The sequence below is a fragment of the Bacillus sp. C1 genome (assembly GCF_054570475.1).
Window position 1 is genome coordinate 905,300 of sequence record NZ_JBTMZT010000001.1, and the last position, 24,180, is coordinate 929,479.

17 protein-coding genes and 3 pseudogenes are annotated in these 24,180 nt (G+C 34.1%); 16 read left to right on the top strand and 4 right to left on the bottom strand.

The features are described 5' to 3' along the window. Positions 1–345 precede the first annotated feature (345 nt). The 5 genes from miaB to mutL all read left to right on the top strand — a co-directional run bounded on the left by miaB (position 346) and on the right by mutL (position 7,758). The gene (miaB, locus tag ACX5JI_RS04860) at positions 346–1,875 is read left to right on the top strand and encodes a tRNA (N6-isopentenyl adenosine(37)-C2)-methylthiotransferase MiaB (protein WP_459499938.1); all 1,530 of its coding nucleotides are present in this window, start codon (positions 346–348) and stop codon (positions 1,873–1,875) included. After that, on the top strand, positions 1,876–2,307 hold the full coding sequence (locus ACX5JI_RS04865) for a YlbF/YmcA family competence regulator (protein WP_459499939.1): 432 nt from the start codon (positions 1,876–1,878) through the stop codon (positions 2,305–2,307). A 129-nt stretch (positions 2,308–2,436) separates the two neighbouring features. Next, entirely contained in the window at positions 2,437–2,979 is a 543-nt protein-coding gene (gene cotE / locus ACX5JI_RS04870) for an outer spore coat protein CotE (RefSeq protein WP_459499940.1), read from the top strand. A 169-nt stretch (positions 2,980–3,148) separates the two neighbouring features. Then, on the top strand, positions 3,149–5,818 hold the full coding sequence (gene mutS, locus ACX5JI_RS04875; RefSeq protein WP_459499941.1) for a DNA mismatch repair protein MutS: 2,670 nt from the start codon (positions 3,149–3,151) through the stop codon (positions 5,816–5,818). 8 nt (positions 5,819–5,826) lie between these two features. Beyond that, on the top strand, positions 5,827–7,758 hold the full coding sequence (mutL, locus tag ACX5JI_RS04880; protein WP_459499942.1) for a DNA mismatch repair endonuclease MutL: 1,932 nt from the start codon (positions 5,827–5,829) through the stop codon (positions 7,756–7,758). Positions 7,759–8,110: 352 nt separating this feature from the next. On the opposite strand, the gene ACX5JI_RS04885 is transcribed toward mutL, so the two are convergent. After that, entirely contained in the window at positions 8,111–8,749 is a 639-nt protein-coding gene (locus tag ACX5JI_RS04885; protein ID WP_459499943.1) for an HD domain-containing protein, read from the bottom strand. Between the two features lie 458 nt (positions 8,750–9,207). Here ACX5JI_RS04885 and ACX5JI_RS04890 point away from each other — a divergent pair, with 458 nt between their 5' ends. Continuing rightward, positions 9,208–10,155, top strand: coding sequence for a LysR family transcriptional regulator (locus tag ACX5JI_RS04890; RefSeq protein WP_459499944.1), 948 nt, complete (start codon positions 9,208–9,210; stop codon positions 10,153–10,155). Positions 10,156–10,457: 302 nt separating this feature from the next. Continuing rightward, positions 10,458–12,356: an asparagine synthase (glutamine-hydrolyzing) gene (gene asnB / locus ACX5JI_RS04895; RefSeq protein ID WP_459499945.1), complete on the top strand. Its 1,899-nt coding sequence runs from the start codon at positions 10,458–10,460 to the stop codon at positions 12,354–12,356. A 424-nt stretch (positions 12,357–12,780) separates the two neighbouring features. Here the strand turns inward: asnB and ACX5JI_RS04900 are convergent, their stop codons facing one another. After that, positions 12,781–13,674: a mechanosensitive ion channel family protein gene (locus ACX5JI_RS04900; protein WP_459499946.1), complete on the bottom strand. Its 894-nt coding sequence runs from the start codon at positions 13,672–13,674 to the stop codon at positions 12,781–12,783. A 675-nt stretch (positions 13,675–14,349) separates the two neighbouring features. Here ACX5JI_RS04900 and ACX5JI_RS04905 point away from each other — a divergent pair. The 7 genes and pseudogenes from ACX5JI_RS04905 to ACX5JI_RS04935 form a co-directional block, all read left to right on the top strand. Next, positions 14,350–14,556 (top strand): annotated as a pseudogene (locus ACX5JI_RS04905) (IS200/IS605 family accessory protein TnpB-related protein); the annotation flags it as partial. A gap of 166 nt (positions 14,557–14,722) precedes the next feature. Next, positions 14,723–14,992: a DUF1292 domain-containing protein gene (locus tag ACX5JI_RS04910; protein ID WP_459499947.1), complete on the top strand. Its 270-nt coding sequence runs from the start codon at positions 14,723–14,725 to the stop codon at positions 14,990–14,992. 73 nt (positions 14,993–15,065) lie between these two features. Beyond that, positions 15,066–15,422: an amidohydrolase family protein gene (locus tag ACX5JI_RS04915; protein WP_459500284.1), complete on the top strand. Its 357-nt coding sequence runs from the start codon at positions 15,066–15,068 to the stop codon at positions 15,420–15,422. A gap of 448 nt (positions 15,423–15,870) precedes the next feature. Beyond that, positions 15,871–16,524, top strand: a pseudogene (locus ACX5JI_RS04920) (class I SAM-dependent methyltransferase); the annotation flags it as partial. Between the two features lie 108 nt (positions 16,525–16,632). Then, a pseudogene (locus tag ACX5JI_RS04925) lies at positions 16,633–17,445 on the top strand (glycosyltransferase); the annotation flags it as partial. Between the two features lie 643 nt (positions 17,446–18,088). Then, positions 18,089–19,498, top strand: coding sequence for a glycoside hydrolase family 1 protein (locus ACX5JI_RS04930; RefSeq protein ID WP_459499948.1), 1,410 nt, complete (start codon positions 18,089–18,091; stop codon positions 19,496–19,498). Between the two features lie 30 nt (positions 19,499–19,528). Continuing rightward, entirely contained in the window at positions 19,529–20,236 is a 708-nt protein-coding gene (locus tag ACX5JI_RS04935; protein WP_459499949.1) for a GntR family transcriptional regulator, read from the top strand. 261 nt (positions 20,237–20,497) lie between these two features. Here ACX5JI_RS04935 and ACX5JI_RS04940 read toward each other — a convergent pair whose 3' ends face one another. Then, positions 20,498–20,980, bottom strand: coding sequence for a CcdC family protein (locus tag ACX5JI_RS04940; protein ID WP_459499950.1), 483 nt, complete (start codon positions 20,978–20,980; stop codon positions 20,498–20,500). A 13-nt stretch (positions 20,981–20,993) separates the two neighbouring features. Next, entirely contained in the window at positions 20,994–21,392 is a 399-nt protein-coding gene (locus ACX5JI_RS04945) for a DUF2871 domain-containing protein (RefSeq protein ID WP_459499951.1), read from the bottom strand. A 741-nt stretch (positions 21,393–22,133) separates the two neighbouring features. On the opposite strand from ACX5JI_RS04945, the gene ACX5JI_RS04950 reads away from it, so the two are divergent. Both ACX5JI_RS04950 and ACX5JI_RS04955 read left to right on the top strand, forming a co-directional pair. Further along, entirely contained in the window at positions 22,134–23,525 is a 1,392-nt protein-coding gene (locus ACX5JI_RS04950; RefSeq protein ID WP_459499952.1) for an amino acid permease, read from the top strand. A gap of 344 nt (positions 23,526–23,869) precedes the next feature. Next, complete coding sequence (locus tag ACX5JI_RS04955) at positions 23,870–24,064, top strand: hypothetical protein (protein WP_459499953.1); 195 nt, start codon at positions 23,870–23,872, stop codon at positions 24,062–24,064. Positions 24,065–24,180 lie beyond the last annotated feature (116 nt).

The window sequence follows — 24,180 nt, forward strand, 5'->3', positions numbered from 1 at the left end:
AGAATGATAAAATAGTCGTGTATCGTCTGGTCAGAAGACGATTGGTCTGTATGCATGTAGTACATGGGTATGATACGGTCTCTTTGTTGTGAAAATTGGCTAAACATCTTATACTATGATAGTGTATATAGGAATAAAGTAATACATTTTTAAAGGACAAGATGAAAACAACAAGGGATGTCTATTGGTGTCGGGAAGACTCCATTCTTACGGATGGTTAGATCGGTTACTTGGTTTTCAAAGGGGCAAGCTATCTCTCAAACTATCCGAATCTTAAAAATGGGTCTGATTGTCATCAAAATAGACTACAGAGTGAGTATGGTGAAGGTTGAAAGGAGATTACCCATGAACGAAGAGCAACGATTAGCAAGTCAGCAAGCCAATTCTTCTATGAAAAAAGGAGAAAAAGATTACAGTAAATACTTTGAAAATGTATATCAGCCACCTTCCTTAAAGGATGCAAAAAAACGCGGGAAAGAAGAAGTGAAAATCGAGCGTGATTTTGGTTTGCCAGAAGAGTTTCGTAACTTTGGGACAGGGAGAAAGTTTTATATCCGTACTTATGGATGTCAGATGAATGAGCATGATACAGAAGTAATGGCTGGTATTTTTACAGCGCTTGGATATGAACCAACATTTTCGACAGAAGATGCAGATGTGATTCTATTAAATACTTGTGCCATTCGTGAAAACGCTGAAAATAAAGTGTTTGGGGAACTTGGTCATTTAAAACCATTAAAACAAAGAAATCCTGATCTTTTAATTGGTGTGTGTGGTTGTATGTCTCAAGAAGAATCTGTAGTAAATAAAATTATGCAAAAGAATCAGCATGTGGACATGGTATTCGGTACACATAATATTCATCGCTTACCGTACATTTTAAAAGAGGCTATGTTTTCAAAAGCGACAGTTGTTGAAGTATGGTCAAAAGAAGGCGATGTAATTGAAAATCTTCCGAAAGTACGTCGTGGTGATATTAAAGCGTGGGTAAATATTATGTATGGATGTGATAAGTTCTGTACATATTGCATTGTACCGTATACACGCGGGAAAGAGCGTAGTCGTCGTCCAGAAGATATTATTAATGAAATTCGTCATTTAGCTGCAAATGGATATAAAGAAATTACGCTTCTTGGTCAAAATGTAAACGCATATGGTAAAGACTTTGAAGATGTGAAATATGGTCTTGGTGATTTGATGGATGAACTTCGTAAGATTGATATAGCACGTATTCGTTTTACGACAAGCCATCCACGTGATTTTGACGATCACTTAATTGAAGTGCTCGGAAAAGGTGGTAATTTAGTTGAGCATATCCACTTACCAGTGCAATCTGGAAGTACAGATATGCTAAAGATTATGGCACGTAAATATTCACGTGAACATTATTTAGAACTAGTACGTAAAATTAAAGAAGCGATTCCGAATGCAGTATTAACAACTGATATTATTGTTGGTTTTCCAAATGAAACGGACGAGCAGTTTGAAGAGACGATGTCATTATATCGCGAAGTAGGATTTGATAGTGCATTTACATTTATTTATTCCCCACGTGAAGGTACACCTGCTGCAAAAATGAAGGATAATGTACCAATGGAAGTGAAAAAAGAGCGTTTACAACGTTTAAATGCATTAGTTAATGAATATTCTGTGGAAAAGAATAAACGATATAAAGGGCAAATTGTTGAAGTGTTAGTTGATGGAGAAAGTAAGAATAATCCTGACGTACTTGCAGGTTATACGCGTGTAAATAAACTTGTAAATTTCGTTGCTCCAAAATCTGCAATTGGTCAGCTTGTAAAAGTAAAAATAACAGAAGCAAAAACTTGGTCTCTAAACGGGGAATTGGTTGAGGAGCCGATCGAGGTGAAATAGATGAAAGTTTATACAAAAGATGAAATTGTCGAGCAAGCGAAAGAATTAGCGAAAATGATTTCTGAAACAGAAGAAGTAGATTTCTTTAAACGTGCAGAAGCGCAAATTCATAAGAATGAAAATGTAAAGCGTACAATTGATGAAATTAAAGTATTGCAAAAACAAGCAGTAAACTTGCAGCATTATGGGAAATGGGAAGCATTGAAAAAAGTAGAAGCGGAAATAGATGCTCTGCAAGATAAACTTGATGCTATTCCAGTTGTACAAGAATTTAAATCTTCACAAACATATGTAAATGATTTACTGCAACTTGTAGCAAGTACTATTTCTAATAATGTAACGGATGAAATTTTAATTTCAACTGGTGGCAATGTGTTAAAAGGTGAAACAGGTGCTGAAGTAGAGAGTAAAAAAGGGGACTGTGGTTGTTAAAAGAGATGTCTGATAGACATCTCTTTTTTGTTTTTCTGCTGCCTTATAATCTTTTGTCAAAAAAAGAATGACACATTCCGCTATTGTCACGCATATGATTAAATGAATATTGATTGAGGAGGGTTCCGAATGTCCGAATTTAGAGAGATTATTACAAAGGCAGTAGTGGGCAAAGGACGTAAGTATACAAAGTCAACGCATACATGTGAATCAAATCATGAGCCGACAAGTATTCTCGGTTGCTGGGTAATCAATCACACATACGAAGCGAAAAAGAATGGAAAGTCTGTAGGAATTGAAGGATACTACGATGTAAATACGTGGTACTCATTTGATGAAAACACAAAAACAGAAGTTGTAACAGAACGCGTTAGTTACACGGACGAAATCGATGTTGGATATCGTGACAAAAATTTTTCAGGTGAAGATTTAGAAATTATCGCTCGTGTTATTCAACATCCAAATTGTTTAGAAGCGATTGTTTCACCAAATGGTAACAAAATTGTAGTAACTGTAGAGCGTGAATTTGTAACAGAAGTTGTAGGGGAAACGAAAATTTGTGTAAATGTAAATCCAGATGGATGCCCAGAAGGTGAAGATAATTTTGAAGTAGATGATGATGAATTTGAAGAGTTAGATCCAAACTTTATTGTAGATGCAGAAGAGGAGTAATAGAGAGCTAGGGAGAAATTCTTCCTAGCTTTTTGTATAATGTGAATGAACATATTTCTGGATAAAAATGTGCTATAATGAAAGGAGACTCCTAAAAAGAGGAGATAAGAATGTCCGTGAAGTGCGGCATATAAATATAGCACATTTTTATGAAGTATGGAGGAAACACATGGCTCAGTATACCCCGATGATACAACAATATTTAAAGGTCAAGGCAGACTATCAAGATGCCTTTTTATTTTTCCGTTTAGGTGATTTTTATGAGATGTTTTTTGAAGACGCAGTTAAGGCAGCGCATGAACTTGAAATTACACTAACGAGCCGAGATGGTGGCAGTAGTGATCGCATACCGATGTGCGGTGTCCCATATCATGCAGCGAAAAACTATATTGAACAGCTCGTTGAAAAAGGATATAAAGTAGCAGTTTGTGAGCAAGTAGAAGATCCAAAAACAGCAAAAGGTGTTGTGCGTCGGGAAGTTGTTCAGTTGATTACGCCAGGAACGATGATGGAAGGGCGGACAATTGATGAGAAAGAAAACAATTTCTTAGCAGCATTAACTCATTTTGAAGATGGTTCGTATGCATTAGCTTGTAATGATTTAACAACAGGACAAAATACGGTAACATTGTTAACAGGTTCTGTAGAAGATGTGTTGTTAGAAGTATACGCAACTGGTTCAAAAGAAATTGTTGTAGACTCTACATTTTCAAAAGATGAACTGAACAAGTTGACAGAAACACTAAAGATGACAATCTCTTATGAAGATGAGACGAAAGTTCCAGAAGGGTTAGAGCATCTTGTAAAAAATGTAACTCAAACGAAATTAATTACAGCAATAGGACGCTTATTAAATTACGTCCTACGAACACAAAAACGTTCATTAGATCATCTGCAACCAGTAGATATTTATTATACAAATCAATTTATGAAAATTGATGTGCATTCAAAACGTAATTTAGAGTTAACAGAAACCCTTCGAACAAAAGAAAAAACAGGTTCTTTATTATGGTTATTAGACAAAACGAAAACAGCTATGGGCGGTCGCATGTTAAAACAGTGGATGGAACGCCCGCTTATACAAAAAGGCGCTATTGAAGAACGTTTAGAAATGGTTGAAACATTTGTGAATGACTATTTCTTACGTGAAGATTTAAAAGAAAAACTAAAAGAAGTGTATGATTTAGAACGGTTAGCAGGAAAAGTCGCATATGGTAATGTAAATGCACGCGATTTATTACAATTAAGGCGTTCACTTCTACAAGTGCCAGCTATTTTAGAGGCAATTAGTTTGCTAGATAATTCGTATGCGGCAAGATTAATTCACGGGGCAGACCCATGTGAAAGTTTAACAGAGTTACTAGGAAGAAGTATTCAAGAGAATCCACCGCTCTCTATAAAAGATGGAGATATTATAAAAGATGGTTATAATGACAAACTAGACCAATATCGCTATGTTAGTAAAAATGGGAAAACGTGGATTTCGGAACTTGAAAAACGTGAACGTGATATTACAGGGATTAAATCATTAAAAATCGGTTATAACCGTATTTTTGGTTACTATATTGAAGTGACAAAGGCAAACCTTGCTTCGCTTCCGGAAGGACGTTATGAGCGCAAACAGACGCTTGCCAATGCCGAGCGCTTCATTACAGATGAATTAAAAGAAAAAGAAACATTAATTTTAGAAGCGGAAGAAAAAATTGTACAGCTAGAATATGATTTGTTTACTGCACTTCGTGAAGAAGTAAAAGTATTTATTCCAAAGCTGCAGCACTTAGCGAAAGTGATTAGTGAATTAGATGTACTGCAAAGTTTTGCAACAGTAAGTGAAGAAGAACAATTTGTAAAACCAGTTTTAACAGATAAACGCGAAATTTTTATAAAAGATGGTCGTCATCCTGTTGTAGAAAAAGTATTGAACGGCAAATTGTACGTGCCAAATGATTGTGTCATGCCAGAAAATATGGATGTCTTTTTAATTACAGGGCCAAATATGTCTGGTAAAAGTACGTATATGCGTCAATTAGCGCTTGTCACTGTAATGTCGCAAATTGGTTGTTTTGTACCAGCAACGGAAGCGGTGTTACCTGTTTTTGATCAGATCTTTACGAGAATTGGTGCAGCCGATGATTTAATTTCAGGTCAAAGTACATTTATGGTCGAAATGTTAGAAGCAAAAAATGCAATCGCAAATGCATCAGAAAGAAGTCTAATTTTATTTGATGAAATTGGACGCGGTACATCTACGTATGATGGTATGGCGCTTGCGCAAGCAATTATTGAACATATTCATGACCAAATTGGAGCGAAAACATTATTTTCAACACATTATCATGAATTAACAGTATTAGAAGAAAGTTTAGCGCAGCTGAAAAATGTACATGTTTCAGCTATTGAAGAAAACGGAAAGGTTGTTTTCTTGCATAAAATTCAAGATGGTGCAGCAGATAAAAGTTATGGTATTCACGTTGCCCAGCTTGCAGAGCTTCCAGATAGTTTAATTGCTCGTGCGAAAGAAGTATTAGCGCAACTCGAAGGGCAAGAAGAAATTATCATTCCAAAACGAAAAGAAGTGCAAGTAGAAGAAGTCATTCAAGAGCCTGTAGTTGTGAAAGAAGAGCAAGAAGTATTGCCAGATGAGAAGGAAGAATCAGCGGAATCACAGCTATCTTTCTTTGCGGCAGAGCAGTCTGTGAAAAAAGAAGACAAGCCTACGTTTGATCAAAAAGAAACAGCTGTCTTAACACAAATTAAAAAAATTGATTTGCTTGATATGACGCCTTTAGAAGCGTTAAATGAATTGTATCGTTTACAGAAAAAGTTAAAGAAAGGATGAGTAAGTAGATGGGGAAAATTCGCAAACTCGATGATCAACTCTCCAATTTAATTGCGGCAGGGGAAGTAGTTGAACGCCCTGCTTCAGTTGTAAAAGAACTTGTCGAAAATTCCATCGATGCGAATAGTACATCTATTGAAATCCACTTAGAAGAAGCTGGATTATCGAAAATTCGTATCATTGATAATGGAGACGGGATTGCTGAAGAGGATTGCATCGTCGCGTTTGAACGACATGCAACAAGCAAAATTAAAGATGAAAATGACCTGTTTCGTATTCGGACTTTAGGTTTTCGTGGTGAGGCATTGCCAAGTATCGCATCTGTTAGTGAATTAGAGCTGATTACAAGTACAGGGGATGCGCCAGGGACACACCTTATTATTAAAGGCGGGGACATTATCAAACAGGAGAAAACAGCGAGTCGTAAAGGAACAGACATTACTGTTCAAAACTTGTTTTTTAACACGCCAGCACGCCTTAAATATATGAAAACCATTCATACGGAGCTCGGGAATATTACAGATATTGTATACCGAATTGCAATGTCGCATCCGGAAGTATCTTTGAAGTTATTTCATAATGAGAAAAAGTTACTACACACTTCCGGGAATGGTGATGTAAGACAAGTGCTTGCAGCTATTTATAGCATCCAAGTTGCTAAAAAACTTATTCCAATTGAAGCAGAATCATTAGATTTTACCATTCGTGGTTATGTAACATTACCTGAAGTAACGAGAGCATCTCGTAACTACATGTCAACGATTGTAAATGGCCGTTACGTTCGAAACTACGTATTAATGAAAGCTATTCAGCAAGGGTATCATACATTGCTTCCAGTTGGACGTTATCCAATCGGATTCTTATCAATCGAGATGGACCCGATGTTAGTTGATGTGAACGTTCATCCAGCGAAATTAGAAGTGCGTTTTAGTAAAGAACAAGAGCTGCTGCAATTAATTGAACAAACGTTGCAAGATGCTTTTAAAAAAATTCAGCTCATTCCAGATGCCGGCGCTACAACAAAGAAGAAAGAAAAAGATGAAAGTGTACAAGAACAGTTTCAGTTCGAGCATACAAAGCCGAAAGAGCCGCCTATGCCAAAGATTATTTTACCGACTGGAATGGATGAGAAGCAGGAAGAAGATCAAGAGAAATCACAAAAACAAAACGTACTTTGGCAGCCGCCAAAAGAGGAGTGGCAACCACCGGAATCTTTAGTTAGAGAAGAAAATAATTGGCAACCTGTTAAGCCAATTGCTAAGGAGCCTATCCAAGGGGAAAAAGCTTGGAACTTTGATGAGGAAGACTTTGAATTAGAAGAATCGGACGAAATACAAGAAATCGAAATGAACGGAAATGATTTACCACCGCTTTATCCAATTGGACAAATGCATGGAACCTATATTTTCGCTCAAAATGACAAAGGGTTATATATGATTGATCAGCATGCAGCACAAGAGCGGATCAATTATGAATATTTCCGTGAAAAAGTAGGACGAGTTACGCAAGAAGTACAAGAATTACTCGTACCATATCGCATTGACTTGTCTCTCACTGAATTTTTACGTGTCGAAGAACAGTTAGAAGAATTGAAAAAAGTGGGATTGTTCCTAGAGCAATTCGGTCATCAATCCTTTATCGTTCGTTCGCATCCAACGTGGTTTCCGAAAGGACAGGAAACACAAATTATTGATGAAATGATGCAGCAAGTAGTCAAGTTGAAAAAAGTAGATATAAAAAAACTACGTGAAGAAGCAGCGATCATGATGAGCTGTAAAGCATCAATTAAAGCAAATCAATATTTAACGAACGATCAAATATTTGCTTTACTCGAAGAACTACGCACAACAACAAATCCGTACACATGTCCGCACGGTAGACCAATTTTGGTACATCATTCGACGTATGAACTGGAGAAGATGTTTAAGCGGGTGATGTAGGTATAGTGTGTAAAAGGAAAAACTAAAAGGAAATAATGAGTTTTTTTGTTATTATTTTGATAAAATATTGATTTATGAAAAAGAAGCGATAGAATAATCCGTACCCTTTGTAAAGGGCATTTTGAAAAAAAGTTATGTAACATCAAGAAGCCGATTTCTGTATTCAACAGGGATCAGCTTCTTTAATTTCCTTGATATTTATATAGAAGAATGAATATGAAAAGATTTATTTTGGTCATTTTCTTGATAATGATAAAGCGGAAAAAACGCAGTTTAGAAAATAAAGAAAAAACAGCATTGTAATCAAGTTATTTTAGACGTTTCCTTTTTCTACCAATAAAAAGTTTAATGACTATTCTTTCCAAGGTGAGTGTAAAACGCAATCACAGAAGTTTTTGCGTTTAAAGCCCGGAAGAAGGAGCGAGCAAACATCTGCTTTAATGTTCCCAAAAGTAGTTTCAGGTTTATGAGCGAAACCTTCAAGGAAAGCAGGAAGAATTTTTTGCTTGAAATTATCTCGAGGAAAGGCAGATACAACTTGTTCACGAATTTCCTCTGAAATTTCGTCATATCCATCCCCCATAACATCGTATCCTACTCCAGAATAAATTAATGAAACTTGAGGTTCTTTATATTCAGCAATTCCAATCGTTGTGTGAAGTGCAATCGCATCCCAAACCAGTCTAATTGACTCATTATCCATACTATGTTGTTGAAGAAAACTACGTGCAGCATTTGCACCATCTACTTCAAAACGTTTATCTGGACTACTAAATTTCTTTGTAAGCCCAAGATCATGGAATAGAGCGCTAACATATAATAGCTCTTCATCATATTTAAGACCAGCTTTTTTCCCTTGAAGGGCACCAAATAAATAAACACGGTTTGAGTGATTCCAAAGTAAATCATTACCATATTCACGAAGTATTTCTTGAGCCTCTACCGCCATCTTACTATCGGGAATTATAATACCTGCAACTGTTTTTTGCATATAAGTTGCCTCCTTATTTATTATCTCTATATTTGTTTAAACGATTGGCTCATGAGCTTAACTTTATTATATAAACCACTGGTTATTTATCAATGTTATGATTTCTATAAAAATGATAGATAGTATCTATTTTAATTATAGAGATGATAGAATTGATTCATTAACAACTGAGAGTTAAAATGAGGTTGCTACATAAAATTTTAGCGAATCTCAAGTAACAAAAACGTAATTCACTCTCATACATGTATTTAGAGTGAATTACGTTTTTTCATAAATGAAGGAATAGGACATTTCGACAATGGTAAAGTACAGAAAGAATATAAAGTTATTATAAGGTTAGAAAGTTAAGGCTTTCTTATAATAAGAGGAAAGAGGTACAAAGAAATACAATTATTTTCACTAAATAAATTAAGTCTCTAGTAATGGACTAATAAAAAATGAAGGAGATTATTTTTAATATGGAATTAAGGCAGTTAGAGTATTTCATGACACTTTGTAAAGAACTTCATTTTACAAAAGCAGCAAATAAGTTGGGGATTACACAACCTACATTAAGCCATCAAATTAGAGTACTTGAAGATGAAATAGGTATGCCGTTATTTGACCGATTAGGGAAGAGAATAGCTATAACTGATGCTGGTTATATTTTAGCTAATGAATGTAAACATATTTTTAATGCAGTAGATAATATAAAAGAAAAAATAAGTGAATTGAAAGAAATAAAGGGAGGGAAAATTTCAATCGCAGCTTTGCCTGGCGAACTAACAGACCTAGTTTCCACTTTATTATTAGATTTTCATAAAAATTATCCAGAGGTAACAGTAAAGATTATAAGTTCAGATGAAATATTAGAATTAATAAATCAGAATCAGGTTAATTTTGCTGTTACAATTGATTCTTCCGATTACGTATTCGAAGATGAAAAAATTATAAAAATACCATTATATACAGAAGAGCTATTTTTAGTGTTATCAAATAACCACCCATTAGTTAATGAGAAAGAAATACAATTCTCTGAAGTGAATAAATTACCACTAATCTTGTTTCCAGAAAGTCATGAATGTAGAAAGTTATTGAATTATACATGCATACCACGAAAAATAAACTTGTATCCAATCATTGAGACCTCTAGTATCGACTCGTTATTTGATCTCGTTAGGAGTGAATTTGGAGCGACGATTGTATCTAAAACTTTACTGGATATTAATGAGGATAATGATTTATCAGCTATCCCTATAGTAAATCCTAGTATTAGTAGGGAAGTTAATCTTATTTTGCGTAGGGATAAATTTATTGGGTTTGGTACTAGAAATTTTATCGAATTACTTACAAATGAAATTATAAAATTGGGATTTCCTATTTCTGAACAAAGTAAAGAACAGATTAGAAAATTAATTAAATATTAATAGAAATTGAAATAAATAGTAGAAAAATTATAGAACATATCTATGATTGTGATAGAAAAATCAGCATTGCCCTAAACTGTTATAGATTTATAATTTAACTAAGGTTTAAATTAGCTTGACTTATCAATAATAATATCTTTGTTATCTAAATTTATTAGAAACTGTATAAGAGATAAATATTAATTTATAAGCATTAAATATTTGCTAAGCCTTAAATAAAGGATGTGATTTTCTTACCTTTTAGAAAGTGAATCACACTATTGAAATTTTAGGAAATAGATAAATCGAAAGTAGGTAAAAAAATGTGTGGTTATGTAGGGTGCCTGTATAATACTGCAAGAGATTATTCAGAAACAGAAAAAATACAATTTGAAAATATGACAAATCTGTTATACCATCGCGGTCCGGATGATCAAGGATATTTCCGTGACGAGCATGTCCAATTTGGATTTAGACGCTTAAGCATTATTGATTTGGATGCGGGACATCAACCGCTAACATATGAAAATGAACGTTATATACTTATGTTCAATGGTGAAATTTATAACTATATAGAACTACGTGAAATGTTAATTAAACAGGGAGCAAATTTTTCAACTCAGTCAGATACGGAAGTTATTGTTGCATTATATGCTCATGTAAAAGAAGAATGTGTAAATCATCTTCGTGGAATGTATACTTTTGTTATTTGGGATCGTCAAGAGAAAAAGTTATTTGGCGCGCGTGATCATTTTGGAATTAAACCACTTTACATTGCACAACAGGATGATACAACTTTCTTTGCATCTGAAAAGAAAAGTATCTTACATGTCATGCAAGATAAGAGTGTAAATCCAACTTCTCTGCAACATTATTTTACGTATCAATACGGACCAGAACCGGAAACATTAACAAATGATATTAACAAAATTGAACCTGGTCATTATTTCATAAAAGAAATTGGAAAAGAAATAGAGATTCATTGCTACTGGAAACCATACTTCAATGCTTTAGATACCCGAAAAGAGGAACACATTCAAGCAATTCGCAATGTATTATATGATTCAGTAAAAGTACATATGCGCAGTGATGTCCCAGTAGGTGCATTTTTATCTGGCGGGATCGACTCGTCTATTATTGCTTCCATTGCAAAAGAAATAAATCCGAATCTCCTAACGTTCTCCGTTGGTTTTGAGCACCGTGGATTTAGTGAAGTAGATGTAGCGAAAGAAACTGCTGAGAAATTAGGTGTAAAAAACTATAGTGTATTTGTAACACCACAAGAATTTATGGATGAATTTCCAAAAATCATGTGGCACATGGATGATCCATTAGCAGATCCAGCAGCAGTGCCATTGTATTTTGTTGCAAAAGAAGCGCGTAAACATGTAACAGTTGTTCTTTCTGGTGAAGGTTCAGACGAGCTATTTGGTGGATATAATATTTACCGTGAGCCAAACTCTTTAAAAATGTTTTCATACATTCCAACTTCAGGGAAAACAGTTTTAAAAGCTTTAAGTGGAGCGCTTAAAGAAGGATTTAAAGGGAAAAGCTTTCTAGAGCGTGGATGCACACCAATTGAAGAACGCTACTATGGTAATGCGAAAATCTTTCGTGAAGAAGAGAAAAGGGAGTTAATGAAGTCTTACAATGAAAGTGTTAACTATAAGGATGTCACCAGACCATTGTATAATGAAATTAAAGATTATGATGATGTAAGTAAAATGCAATACATTGATATGTACACATGGTTACGTGGAGATATTTTATTAAAAGCGGATAAAATGTCTACAGCTCACTCACTAGAATTACGCGTTCCATTTCTAGATAAAGAAGTCTTTGATGTCGCTTCTAAAATCCCGACAGAGTTAAAAATTTCCAATGGAAAAACAAAGGCTATTTTACGTGAAGCCGTACGCGGAATCGTTCCAGATCATGTACTAGATCGTAAGAAACTTGGTTTTCCAGTGCCGATACGTCACTGGTTAAAAGATGAAATGCATGATTGGGCTGTTACTATTATTAAAGAAAGCCAAACAGAGCATTTAATTGATAAACAATATGTATTAAACTTACTGGAAGCACATCGCACAGATAAAGGTGATTATAGTCGTAAAATTTGGACAGTAATAGCATTTATGGTATGGCACCAAGTTTATATAGAACATAAATATGATACGAATTTATTTCGTGAAGAGTGTGGAGTGTATAGCTTAGTTTAAAACGAATGGATTGGGTAAAAGAATGTCATACAAATGACATTCTTTACAGGCCGTGGAGAAAGTCTTCTCCACGGCCTTTTTTTGTGCCCGAGCCTCTTTTAATCTGTCAACAATGATAAAAAGAGGAAAAGGAGCGACATATTAAAATGACTATAAATATAAAAAAGTTTGATTACTTTAATGTTCCTTATTCCACCAACGCACCATCCCGAATTTTTATTATTTCCACAATGAGTTATTCAAGAATATGTCCCGATACATAAAGAATGAGCACGATTCTTGCTACAGAACCGCGCCCAAGTAAGGAAGTTACTTTTTAGGAGACCCCTTAAACTCATCAAAAGCTGTCGTCTACAAACCCAAAAATATAATTTCCAATCACACCTCATGAACAGACTTAGGTTCTCCAATCAGCTAGTTTTCTTTACCTACTTGGTGAAAGCTGTTCTCCAGGAATCTCCTGTAATTTTTCAGTATGAACGAACATATTCGCTGCTGGCATTTGTACTTGATTCTTATGGAATATAGACATTAGTTCAAACCTTACTCGCCTAGAAGTTTCAAAATATTCCTCAGGTTTAACCGAACCTACAATACAAAATTCGTACCCAACATATTTAAGGTTTGGATTTAAGTCTGTAACACCAATATATTGAAATGGTTCAACAACCTCTTCCTCTATCCTATATAGACTGTGATTCAATTTTTCATTGCAGATAACACATGCTTTTTCTAACAATTCCTTTATTCTTATAGGATCTTCCTGATAACTTACCGTAAGCCGTTCAATAATCCGCATCCAGCCTTTATTAAAATTTTGTATGGTTCTAATCTCTCCGTGCGGGATGGTAAGAAGTTTTCCCGACCATTCACGGATTTGCATAAAACGAATACCAATTTCCTCAATGGTACCTGAACTTGTTCCGTTAAAAGTAACAAAATCGCCGACACGAAACTCTTTGTCCGTTAACCTTGCGAACCCTAATATAACATCTTTTAGCATTTGTTGTGCAGCAAAACCGACGATAACTCCAGCAATCCCTGCACCTGCAAGAATACCTTTGATATCTACAAATTGACTAATTAGATAAATAACAAGGCTGATTATAATTCCATACCTAAAAATTGATCGAATTACACTTTGAATCGTCTGTTCTACTTCTTTATCAAAAAAGCTTGACTTCCTAAAGAACCAATCAATACTACGGTTTACGACAAAGGAAAAAGTCATGAGAACTAAAGCAAATAGTGTAAATCTTAAAAGTAAAAACTCCCTTACATAATTAAAAAATTCCTCAGTAAAAGTTAATAAATTCATCCGTCCACTTCCTTAAAAATGAAAATTTCATGAAGAACTGGTTTATTGTAAATCCTTTTTAATCAACTGGAAATTTTTTCTAGAGTCATCTGTTACTTTGACATTAAATATTGTTTTTTTTATTATGTGTTTTGATTTTTATTCCCAGTTCATCTTCAACACTATGACCCTTTAACGAAACAATTAATTGTCATTCAACATTTTCTTAATTGATCTTTCAATTTCAGATGTTCTTTTCCTGTTTATTATAAATATACCCCTTTAGATAATATAAAGGGAGTATAACGGTGCAATTTTTTTATAAACGATACGACTTTATTTCAAATCCACAAAAGGATGTAACTTTACAATAAAGGTTGATTAAAAACTTCAAATAAACATGGAGTTAACTACAAATAGAAACACTCCAATTTGAATAAAGGTTAATCAAATTGGAGATACCTCTTTGTAAGTATATGTACAGTGTTTAAAACAAAGTTTGGTCACTTCATTCTTCGAATTAAGTTAAAGTCACCTTTAGTTCACCTTAACACTTGCTTCATATTTAATTTATCATTTTAACTGAGAAGGCCCCGCCTCTAAATGTGAAGTGAAGGTAGGGGATGAATCATTTTTAAGAACATACGTTTGTTTTAGTGTATGATAATCGTATCAAACAAAATGGGGTGAGAACGGGTGAAGAAAGCGTATTTTTCGAAACGGATCTATAAGACCGGTTTACCGTATGAAATGATAGATGTATTGACACAGACGATTGAAATATATAATCGAGCGAAGCGCTTTGCATTTCAAACAATCGTCTGGAAAAAACGTTGGAACCGTAAGATGCATACAGACAGTCTTCATCTTGTTCTCAAACGGAACTATCAATTGAACTCTTACTGCCGAAGATGATTGTAGAAAGATATGAACAAGAAAGTGGATACTTACGCTGAAGCGGCAAGAAATTGTTGTTCTTTGCGCATTAATTCGATTTTTTATGGAAAGCTATACTAGTAAGTATGCGATTTATACATTCTATTTTTTAGAGTATGACAGGAGGATGAGTATGGCGGAAATTGAAGTAGGAGAAATTTTTACTCTTAGCGATGAGAATAATGAGGAGCAGGAAGTTGAAGTGCTTGGAACGATGAATGTCGAAGGAGCAGAATACATTGCTGTTGGCTTTGTAGAAGACATTCAAACGGAAACAGAGGAAGACATTGATATCTTCTTTTTAAAAGTAGAAGAAGATAGTGAATTCTCATACATTGAGAGTGACGAGGAATTTGAAAAAGTATCTGCTGCGTTTGAGAAAATTATGGATGAGCAAGAATAATATTGGCTGAACACAAGAGGGAGATGTATATCTGTCCTCTTTTTTATAGGGGGGGCACCATACATGTCCATCAATTGCTTATCCATATGCATTACTAGATAGAAGTAAAAAAAATATTAATGATGTACTTTTTGAAAATGCTAAAATTGTTTACGAAGACATGTTAATTAGTTTCCAACAAGCAGTTGAAAATGACATTAGTGTAGGAGCGGGAAACGATGCGACAATGGCTTATGTATCACACTATGATTTTTGGCGAGAGTTAGATCGCATGATTCGTTTTGGTGGTATTAATGAAAGAAAAGCAATTCATCTGGTAACAAAAAATAACGCGGAGATTTTAGGGATTGATGAACAAGTAGGTACAATAGATGAAGGTAAGAAAGCGAATTTATTAGTATTACCTAATATAGTTGTAAATAATTCCTGATAGCTTCTCAAAATGCATAATTCCCTTGAATAGGACCATGGCGGTCTACAGTTTGTGAATCATCTTGCAAAACTTAGGTTATCTCTTTCGTTAAATACGTTGAGGGGAGTAATCCTGGATTTATAATTATGCGAGATAGTTTAATCAAATTTTTAGGTTCCAATTAGGAGGGAGAGAGCATCCTGCTATGCATAGAAGCGGTCAGCCCCTCTTCCTGCCCCATGCCAAGTGAAAACAAAGAGAGAAAATGAGTGTCGTTCACTTTTTGTTTTTCCTAGCAGTGGGTTATGTGCCCTAAAATCAAAATGGATTTATATAGTTGCCAATCATAACTCGCACTTTTCCTATTTACAAAAAAGTTATAACATCACACATTTAAAGCTTATGAATACATTTTATAGAGTGTAGGATTGAATGCTTTATAATTTTTATTTATAGGAGTGAAATGATGGAAAAGTGGATATATTATTTGCCTGTGTTTGAGGTTGACAATCATGATCCGAATATTAGAAGTTCAGCTTGGAGTGGGCATGCTAATTTTGCATACGATTTAGTGCGATTTATGAAACCTAAAAAAATTGTAGAATTAGGTACTCATTTTGGAAGTTCTTTTTTTAGCTTTTGCCAAAGTATAAAAGATGGGAGTCTTTCTACGGAATGTTTTGCTATTGATACTTGGACGGGGGATTTGCATAGTGGATTTTATGGTGATGATGTGTTTAAAACAGTATCTATCGCAATAAATTTATATTACTCTAATATAGCTAAAATGATACGTTCTACATTCGATGATGCGCTACCTCTTTTTGAAGATGAAACAATAGATCTATTGCATATTGATGGCTATCATACTTATGAAGCAGTTTCGCATGATTTTACAACGTGGTTACCTAAATTAAAAAAACAAGGAGTTATATTGTTTCATGATATTTCGGTAAAAGAAAGAAATTTTGGAGTATATAAATTTTGGGATCAAGTAAAACAAAAATATCCACATTTTGAGTTTGTTCATTCTTCTGGTTTAGGTGTTTTATTTCCTAAAGGCTATGATGAAAAATTTGAAGGTGTATTTAATAAAATAAATGAGTTGCAAAATCGATATACAGGGAATTTTTTTCGGAATGTAGAAAAAAAACAAATTGAATTACCATTGGTTAGCGTATTAATACCAACATATAATAGACCAGTATATTTCGAATTAGCTTTACAATCTGCTTTGAAACAAACATATCCAAATATCGAAATTATTATTGGTGATGATAGTACAAATAACGAAACAGAAAAATTAGTTAAAAATAAATATTTACCTTTTCACAAAAATATACAGTATATAAAAAATGAGGAGAACTTGGGACAATTTAAGAATGATATTCTGCTTTTACAATTAGCAAAAGGTGAATATATTAACTTTTTGATGGACGATGATTTATATCATGAGAAGAAAATTGAAAAAATGATGAACTATTATTTAATGGATGAAAACGAAGAAATTAAATTAGTAACATCATATCGTAAAGTAATTGATGATGAAGGAAATATTTCGCCAAATGTATGGTCCACTGAACCTTTATTTACAATAGATACAGTATTAAATGAAAAACAATTAGGGGAAAAAGTGCTGATGAATGTATGTAATTTGATAGGAGAACCAACAACAGTGTTGTTTCGTAAAAAAGATTTAACACATCCATTTGGTACGTTTAAAGGTAGAAGATATTTGTGTAACGTTGATATAGCTTCTTGGTTAACATTATTATCTCAAGGGAAATCAGTATATATAGCTGAACCACTTAGTTATTTTAGAATTCATACAAATCAACAATCAAATGAACGAAGTAAAATAGTAGAGGGGTTAGAAGATTGGTATCATGGAATTCAAACAGGAAAGCAAGAAGGTTTTTTTACTTCCAATGCGAATTATCTTACTGCTATGGCTAAATATGCTTACCATGCTGGCCAGTTGCTTGAACCGTCTGAATTATGTAAAACTAGCTTTTTTCAAAACTTTCATCATACGAAATAGCACGAGATATTGGTAGATAGGCAATCCAAAAAAGGGAAGTAGACTGCTATTGGAAACTGTTAAATAGTTTGTATAAGTTTAGGAATGAAAGAAGTGATATAGTCAATCGCTTCTTTTGGGGCTGTTAAGATTAAAATTTTCAGCAGTTTCAAGGATCATCCTTGGCAATCTTCTTTGCTATTTAATGAAGAGATTACATTTTTTATGAGTATAATATCAAAACGAATAAGGTACAGTAGTAGCGAAATGTTTATTATGAAAGATTGAAGTGGATTTGAAAAGGGATGATCAGGAAGTATAGTTATCAAGTTAAAGTTATGTATAATTTAAAACAAAAACAGTCACCTTGTCATCAATATTTCGTGAAAGGGTGACCGTTTTTGTTTCTTACATTAAATTTTGGAGAAGAACTATCGTTATTAGGTTAGGAATTTTAAGGTTGTTTCGCTTTTATATGTAGAATCACTTGTACGTGAAATAGGAAGGGTCCAACGGGCGAGAAAATTCTAAGTGGGAGCACTCATACTTTGCATATAGAAAAAAATAAAAACTTACGATATACTGGTACATATAAAATTTGTACCTATAAATTTTATATGTATACATGAATTTGATTTATTGGAATGAAATGGAGGTATATACTATGAAGTTTCCGCATGATTTTTTATTTGGGGCTGCTTCAGCTTCTTATCAAGTAGAAGGTGCATGGAATGAGGATGGAAAAGGTGTTACGAATTGGGATATGTTCTCGAAAATCCCTGGTAAAACGTACAATGAGACAAATGGTGATGTAGCTGTTGATCATTATCATCGATATAAAGAAGATATTCGATTAATGGCAGAAATGGGTCTAGAGTCTTATCGTTTTTCTATTTCTTGGGCGAGGATTTTACCAACTGGAGACGGAGAAGTAAATGAAAAAGGATTAGCATTTTATAATCATATTATTGATGAATGTTTAAAATATGGAATTGTTCCATTTGTAACGTTATACCACTGGGATTTGCCATCAACTTTAGAAGAAGATGGGGGCTGGACGAATAAACGAACTGCAGAAGCTTTTGTAAAGTATGCAGAAGTTTGTTTTAAAGCATTCGGTGATAGGGTTAAACATTGGATTACGTTTAATGAGACAGTGATGTTTTGCGGATTAGGGTATTTAAAGGGAGCGCATCCACCAGGAATTCAAAATGACGTTTCAAAATATTTTCAAGCCACTCACTATGTATTTTATGCACATGCTAAAACCGTTGCATTGTACAAGCAGTTAAAGCAATACGGAGAGATTGGGATTACACATGTGTTTTTACCTGCGTATAGTGTGGATCATCACCCGGAAAATATACGAGCAGCAAATCATGCGAATGAATATGAAACATTTTGGTATTATGATCCAGTATTGAAAGGGGAGTATCCATCTTATGTTGTGCAGCAATTAGAAGAAAAAGGCTGGACACCGAACTGGACGAACGAAGAGTTACAAACGATAAAACAAAATGCTGAAAAAAATGACTTTATCGGTTTGAATTATTATCAACCTATACGAGTTGAACGATATAATAGCGGTGTTAAAAACGAGGAACATTCTAGAGAAAACGCAACACTTGCTCCAGGGAATCCTTCTTTTGATGGTTTTTATCGAACAGTGAAGATGGAAGATAAAACGTATACAAAATGGGGATGGGAAATATCTTCAGAAGGATTTTTGGATGGCTTGCATATGTTGAAAGAACGATATGGTGATATTAAAATGTACGTAACGGAAAACGGACTTGGTGATGAAGATCCAATTATAGATGGAGAAATTGTAGATATTCCAAGAATTAAATATATTGAAGAGCATTTAAAAGTTGTGAAACGTGCGATTCAAGAAGGGATTCACTTGAAAGGGTATTACGCATGGTCTGTTATTGATCTGTTAAGTTGGTTAAATGGTTATAAAAAACAATATGGCTTTATTTTTGTCGACCATAATGATAACTTAAAACGGAAGAAAAAACTTTCGTTTCATTGGTATAAGCATATTATTGAAACGAGAGGTGAAGAGTTATAAAGGACAAAAGAGAATTTTAGGAGAAAGTATATGAGTGCGAAGTATAAACAGATTGCAGATGTTTTAGAGCAAGACATTCGAGATGGAATTTTTAATGAAACGAAAAAGCTACCTACAGAAGAAGCGTTGATGAATCGATTTGAAGTAAGTCGAAATACAATCCGCAAAGTAATCAGTCAACTTGTGAATAAAGGTTATATTTTTCAAGTGCAAGGAAGTGGAATGTTTTTACGAGAAACATCTGTAACAGATTACATTAATTTAGGAAGTCTACGGGGTTTAACGAAAAACCTTGTTTCACAAAATGTGGAGACGAAAGTGTTACGACTAGCAGTACTAGAAGCAAATGAAGAAATAGCAAAGCGGATGCAATGTCAAGTAGGAACAAAATTATACTTTTTGAAGCGGCTACGTATTGTCGACGGTAAACCGTTTTCTACTGAACTAAGCTATTTAAAAAAAGATATCGTTCCATATTTAAATGAAGACATTGCATTAAAATCTATATACAGCTATTTAATTGAAGATTTACAACTTAATATCGGATTTGCCGATAAAGTAATTAGTTGTGAAAAAGCAGATGAAGAAAGTGCACAATTATTAGAAATACATGAACATGATCCAGTACTTCTCATCGAAAATACAGTACACCTTGCCAATGGAACGATCTTTGAGCTCTCTCAATCGATGTTCCACTATCAAAAGACAAAGCTTTTAAATCGAATTAATTTTAAATAAACAAAAATTTTATGGGCGGATACAAGTACAAATCCATAATTTAATCTTTCTAACTAGTGTTTTCAAGCTGTTATAAAAGTAGGCATATTATGAAGTGTTAGGGGAAAGTATTGCTATACATGTATTAACTTTTGGGGAGCATCATGAATATATAGAGGAGTATGACTCCCCTATATATTCATGAATGTTTCCATAGAAAAGTAAATAATGTGAGCCCGATATTGTATCGGGCTCACATTATATAGAGATGACCGTTTTCCATTAAAGACCTCTGTCTACAAACAGCATTTCACGCTGTAATTTTATAAATGAACGGTACATTCCAATTCTCCAAGAAACAATCATCGCAAAAGCGAGTAAAAAGAACATGCCGCTTAACTGCCCTAAATCAATTGATTGGCTTAAATATGATTTAAAAGCAATACGGACAACAAGTAAACCGACTAAAATAAATATAAACGCTTTAGAGGGAATTAAATAGATGTCTTTTCCGCGTATTTCAAATTTTGACGCCTTGATAAGAAAAATGGAGAAAAATAAACCAATGATAACTGTTTCTAGAATTTCTGCTGTTGTTAATTGAAATTCTGGTAAGACGTACATAGAAGCTCCCGTACTCATAAAAATTGGTGGGAGTATAATTTTTTTTAGTGTTACAGGTTTTTTTGCTGATTTTAAACGAAGAAACATCATTCCCACAGCCATACAAAGAGCTATAATACTTGATAGAACAGCTAAGTTCATATTTGTCCTCCTTTTATCCTTTGTATGATTTTTTTAATAGAATCATAAACCAAACGAGGCCGACACCGATGATAGAATGAGACATTCCTGCAATATGGCTTAATCCTTTCAAATCAGTTCCATTGATTTGAAGAAATCCACGAGCCGCCATTGAAGAAATGGTTGAAATTAATCCAATATTATAGACGATGAACCACGTGTTAAAACCTTTTGTTTCATGAAATGCGAATGATTTTGATAAGGCTAAGGCAATTAAAAAGAAGAAAAATCCAAGAACTAGTACATGTGTGTGCAAAAGGTTCAGCAGAGTAGTACCTTGAATTCCTTGTGCTTTTGCATATTCTCTTGCAAATATACCTGATAGTAAACCGATAATTAAATACGTGAACGATGCATGATATAGTTTTTTCATCGTATACCTCCTAAGGTAGTTTTAGCAATGGTGATTTTTGATAATAAAAACTTTATATAAAGCATGTTACATGAGAATTATGAATAGAATATGAACGCAATATTACATATTCGGCTTGTTTGATCGTTATATTTAGATTCATTTCTGTTGTAAATGAAAGAAAAATTACTGGAGTGTATATAAATCTGGCAGTGGGATAGGGAAATATAGCATAAGTGTAATGGAAAAAGTCTCCTGTCAATGATATAACCATCTTCTGCGAGGTTGTTCATAACATAATACATGAAACGGATTTGTTACTAGCCTTTTATGAATTTAAAATAAAGCCGAAACGTTGATAAGGAAGTTGTACTTTTTATTATACTAATGTAGCGATTTCATAGTAGGTAGATAACTATTTTCTTAAATTTGCTAGATGATAAAGTGGTTTTATAATAAGTTGATAATGGTTTTTATTCCTAATATAGTTATTATTTTCTAATAATTTATATAGAATAATTTTTCAGAAAATAATTGTGTTTTTCGGAAAGATAAATTATTATAAAATAAGTAATTTTGTAACTTAATGATGAAAGGGAGATGGGTTTATTTTTCAGATTATTTCGAATGATCAAAAGAAGTAAAAAAGATTTTAGGGGGAGTTTTTCGGAGAGAGAGAAGTGACGCTTGCTTATTATTTTTACTTAATATGAGTTGTAGTATCACATTTCGCTGATGAATTGTGAATGAGGAGGAAATAAAGTGGCAAATAAAGAACTAAAAAGGGGATTAGAAGCGCGTCATATTCAAATGATTGCTTTAGGCGGTACAATTGGTGTCGGTTTATTTATGGGATCAGCCAGTACGATTCAATGGACAGGCCCATCGGTAATGCTTGCTTATGCAATTGCAGGGATTTTTATATTTTTCATTATGCGTGCGATGGGAGAAATGTTGTATGTAGAGCCAGGTACAGGTTCATTTGCGACGTTTGGTCATAAATATATACATCCATTAGCTGGGTATATGACGGCGTGGAGCAACTGGTTCCAATGGGTCATCGTTGGAATGTCAGAAATTATAGCAGTTGGGGCATATATGCAGTACTGGTTCCCAGATTTACCTGCTTGGATACCAGGCATCATCACAATGGTGATTCTTGGTGCAGCGAATTTAATTTCTGTTAAATCGTTTGGTGAATTTGAATTTTGGTTTGCAATGATTAAAATCGTTACCATTGTATTAATGATTATTGCGGGGTTTGGACTTATTTTCTTTGGAGTTGGTAACGGAGGAAATGCAATCGGGGTATCTAATCTTTGGGAGAACGGCGGCTTCTTTACGGGCGGCTGGTCGGGATTCTTCTTTGCTCTATCGCTAGTTGTTGGTGCGTATCAAGGTGTTGAATTAATTGGGATTACAGCTGGTGAAGCAAAAGATCCGAAAAAAACGTTAACGAAAGCAATTCAAAGTACGATTTGGCGTATTTTAATCTTTTATATTGGGGCTATTTTTGTGATTGTAACTGTTTACCCTTGGGATCAGCTGAATTCAATTGGTAGTCCATTTGTAGCAACTTTTGCGAAAGTTGGGATTACAGCAGCAGCAGGATTGATTAACTTTGTCGTAATTACAGCTGCAATGTCTGGGTGTAACAGTGGTATTTATAGTGCAGGACGTATGCTTTATACATTAGGAGTGAATGGACAAGCACCAAAATACTTTGCGAAAATTTCTCGTAACGGTGTACCTTTATTTGGTACGATTGGTGTGTTAATTGGTTTAGCAATTGGTGTTATTTTAAGTTATATTGCACCGAAAAACTTATTCGTGTATGTATACAGCGCAAGTGTGCTTCCGGGTATGGTTCCGTGGTTTGTCATTCTGATTAGTCAAATTCGCTTCAGAAAAGCAAAAGGAGCTGAAATGGAAAATCATCCGTTTAAAATGCCGTTTGCACCTGTGACAAACTATGTAACGATTGCCTTTTTAATTATGGTATTAATCGGTATGTGGTTCAATGAAGATACACGAATCTCACTTATCGTAGGTATCATTTTCCTGGCGGTCGTTACCATTAGCTTTTATGCTTTTGGAATTGGGAAGCGTGTTCCGGTAGATGTTCAATCAGAGAGTGAAGTAGCTAACCGTTAATTCACTTTGTCTAGTTAACATGTTTCTAATTAATAAGATTAAAAAATTTTGATGTAGGTATAAAGAAGCCAAAATATATTAGAGGGTTAATATAAAGCAAACAACTGATGAGCAAGGCTCAGTAGGTTGTTTGCTTTTTTTTGTTGGTATGATTCTTTTTTAGTTTATATTTGTAAAGTGGATGAGTAAAAACTTGTGAAAGTGGATGGTCCTTTCGGAGTGAATATCACTTATTATAAAAGAGAAGGATAGTATGCTTTAAGTATCATAATTATGTTCTCATCCCTAAGTTAAACAATTAGATTATTTGTTCAAATAGACTGGTTTTAGAGAGGAGAAAGCCAATGAAATTTGCAATTTCATTCGTTATTATTATTGTAATTGTATCCCTTTTAGGGACGATGTTAGTTGCAAGAAATACGGAAGAAAATTACGGGCAGTCTACGAAGCAAAATGTGACGAACTTGACTGCTATTTATATCGTTCTGCTTTTAAGTCTGCTTATAGGTGTTACGTGGTATGCGGTTGCTGTTTTGTAGTCCTTCTATTTTTAATAAATAGGTGGTCTAAATGAAATGGGATGATTATTTTTTATAAGAATAGAGAGACATTGCTCTTTAACGTAAAGTAGCTAGATGCCCTAATGTATGAATTT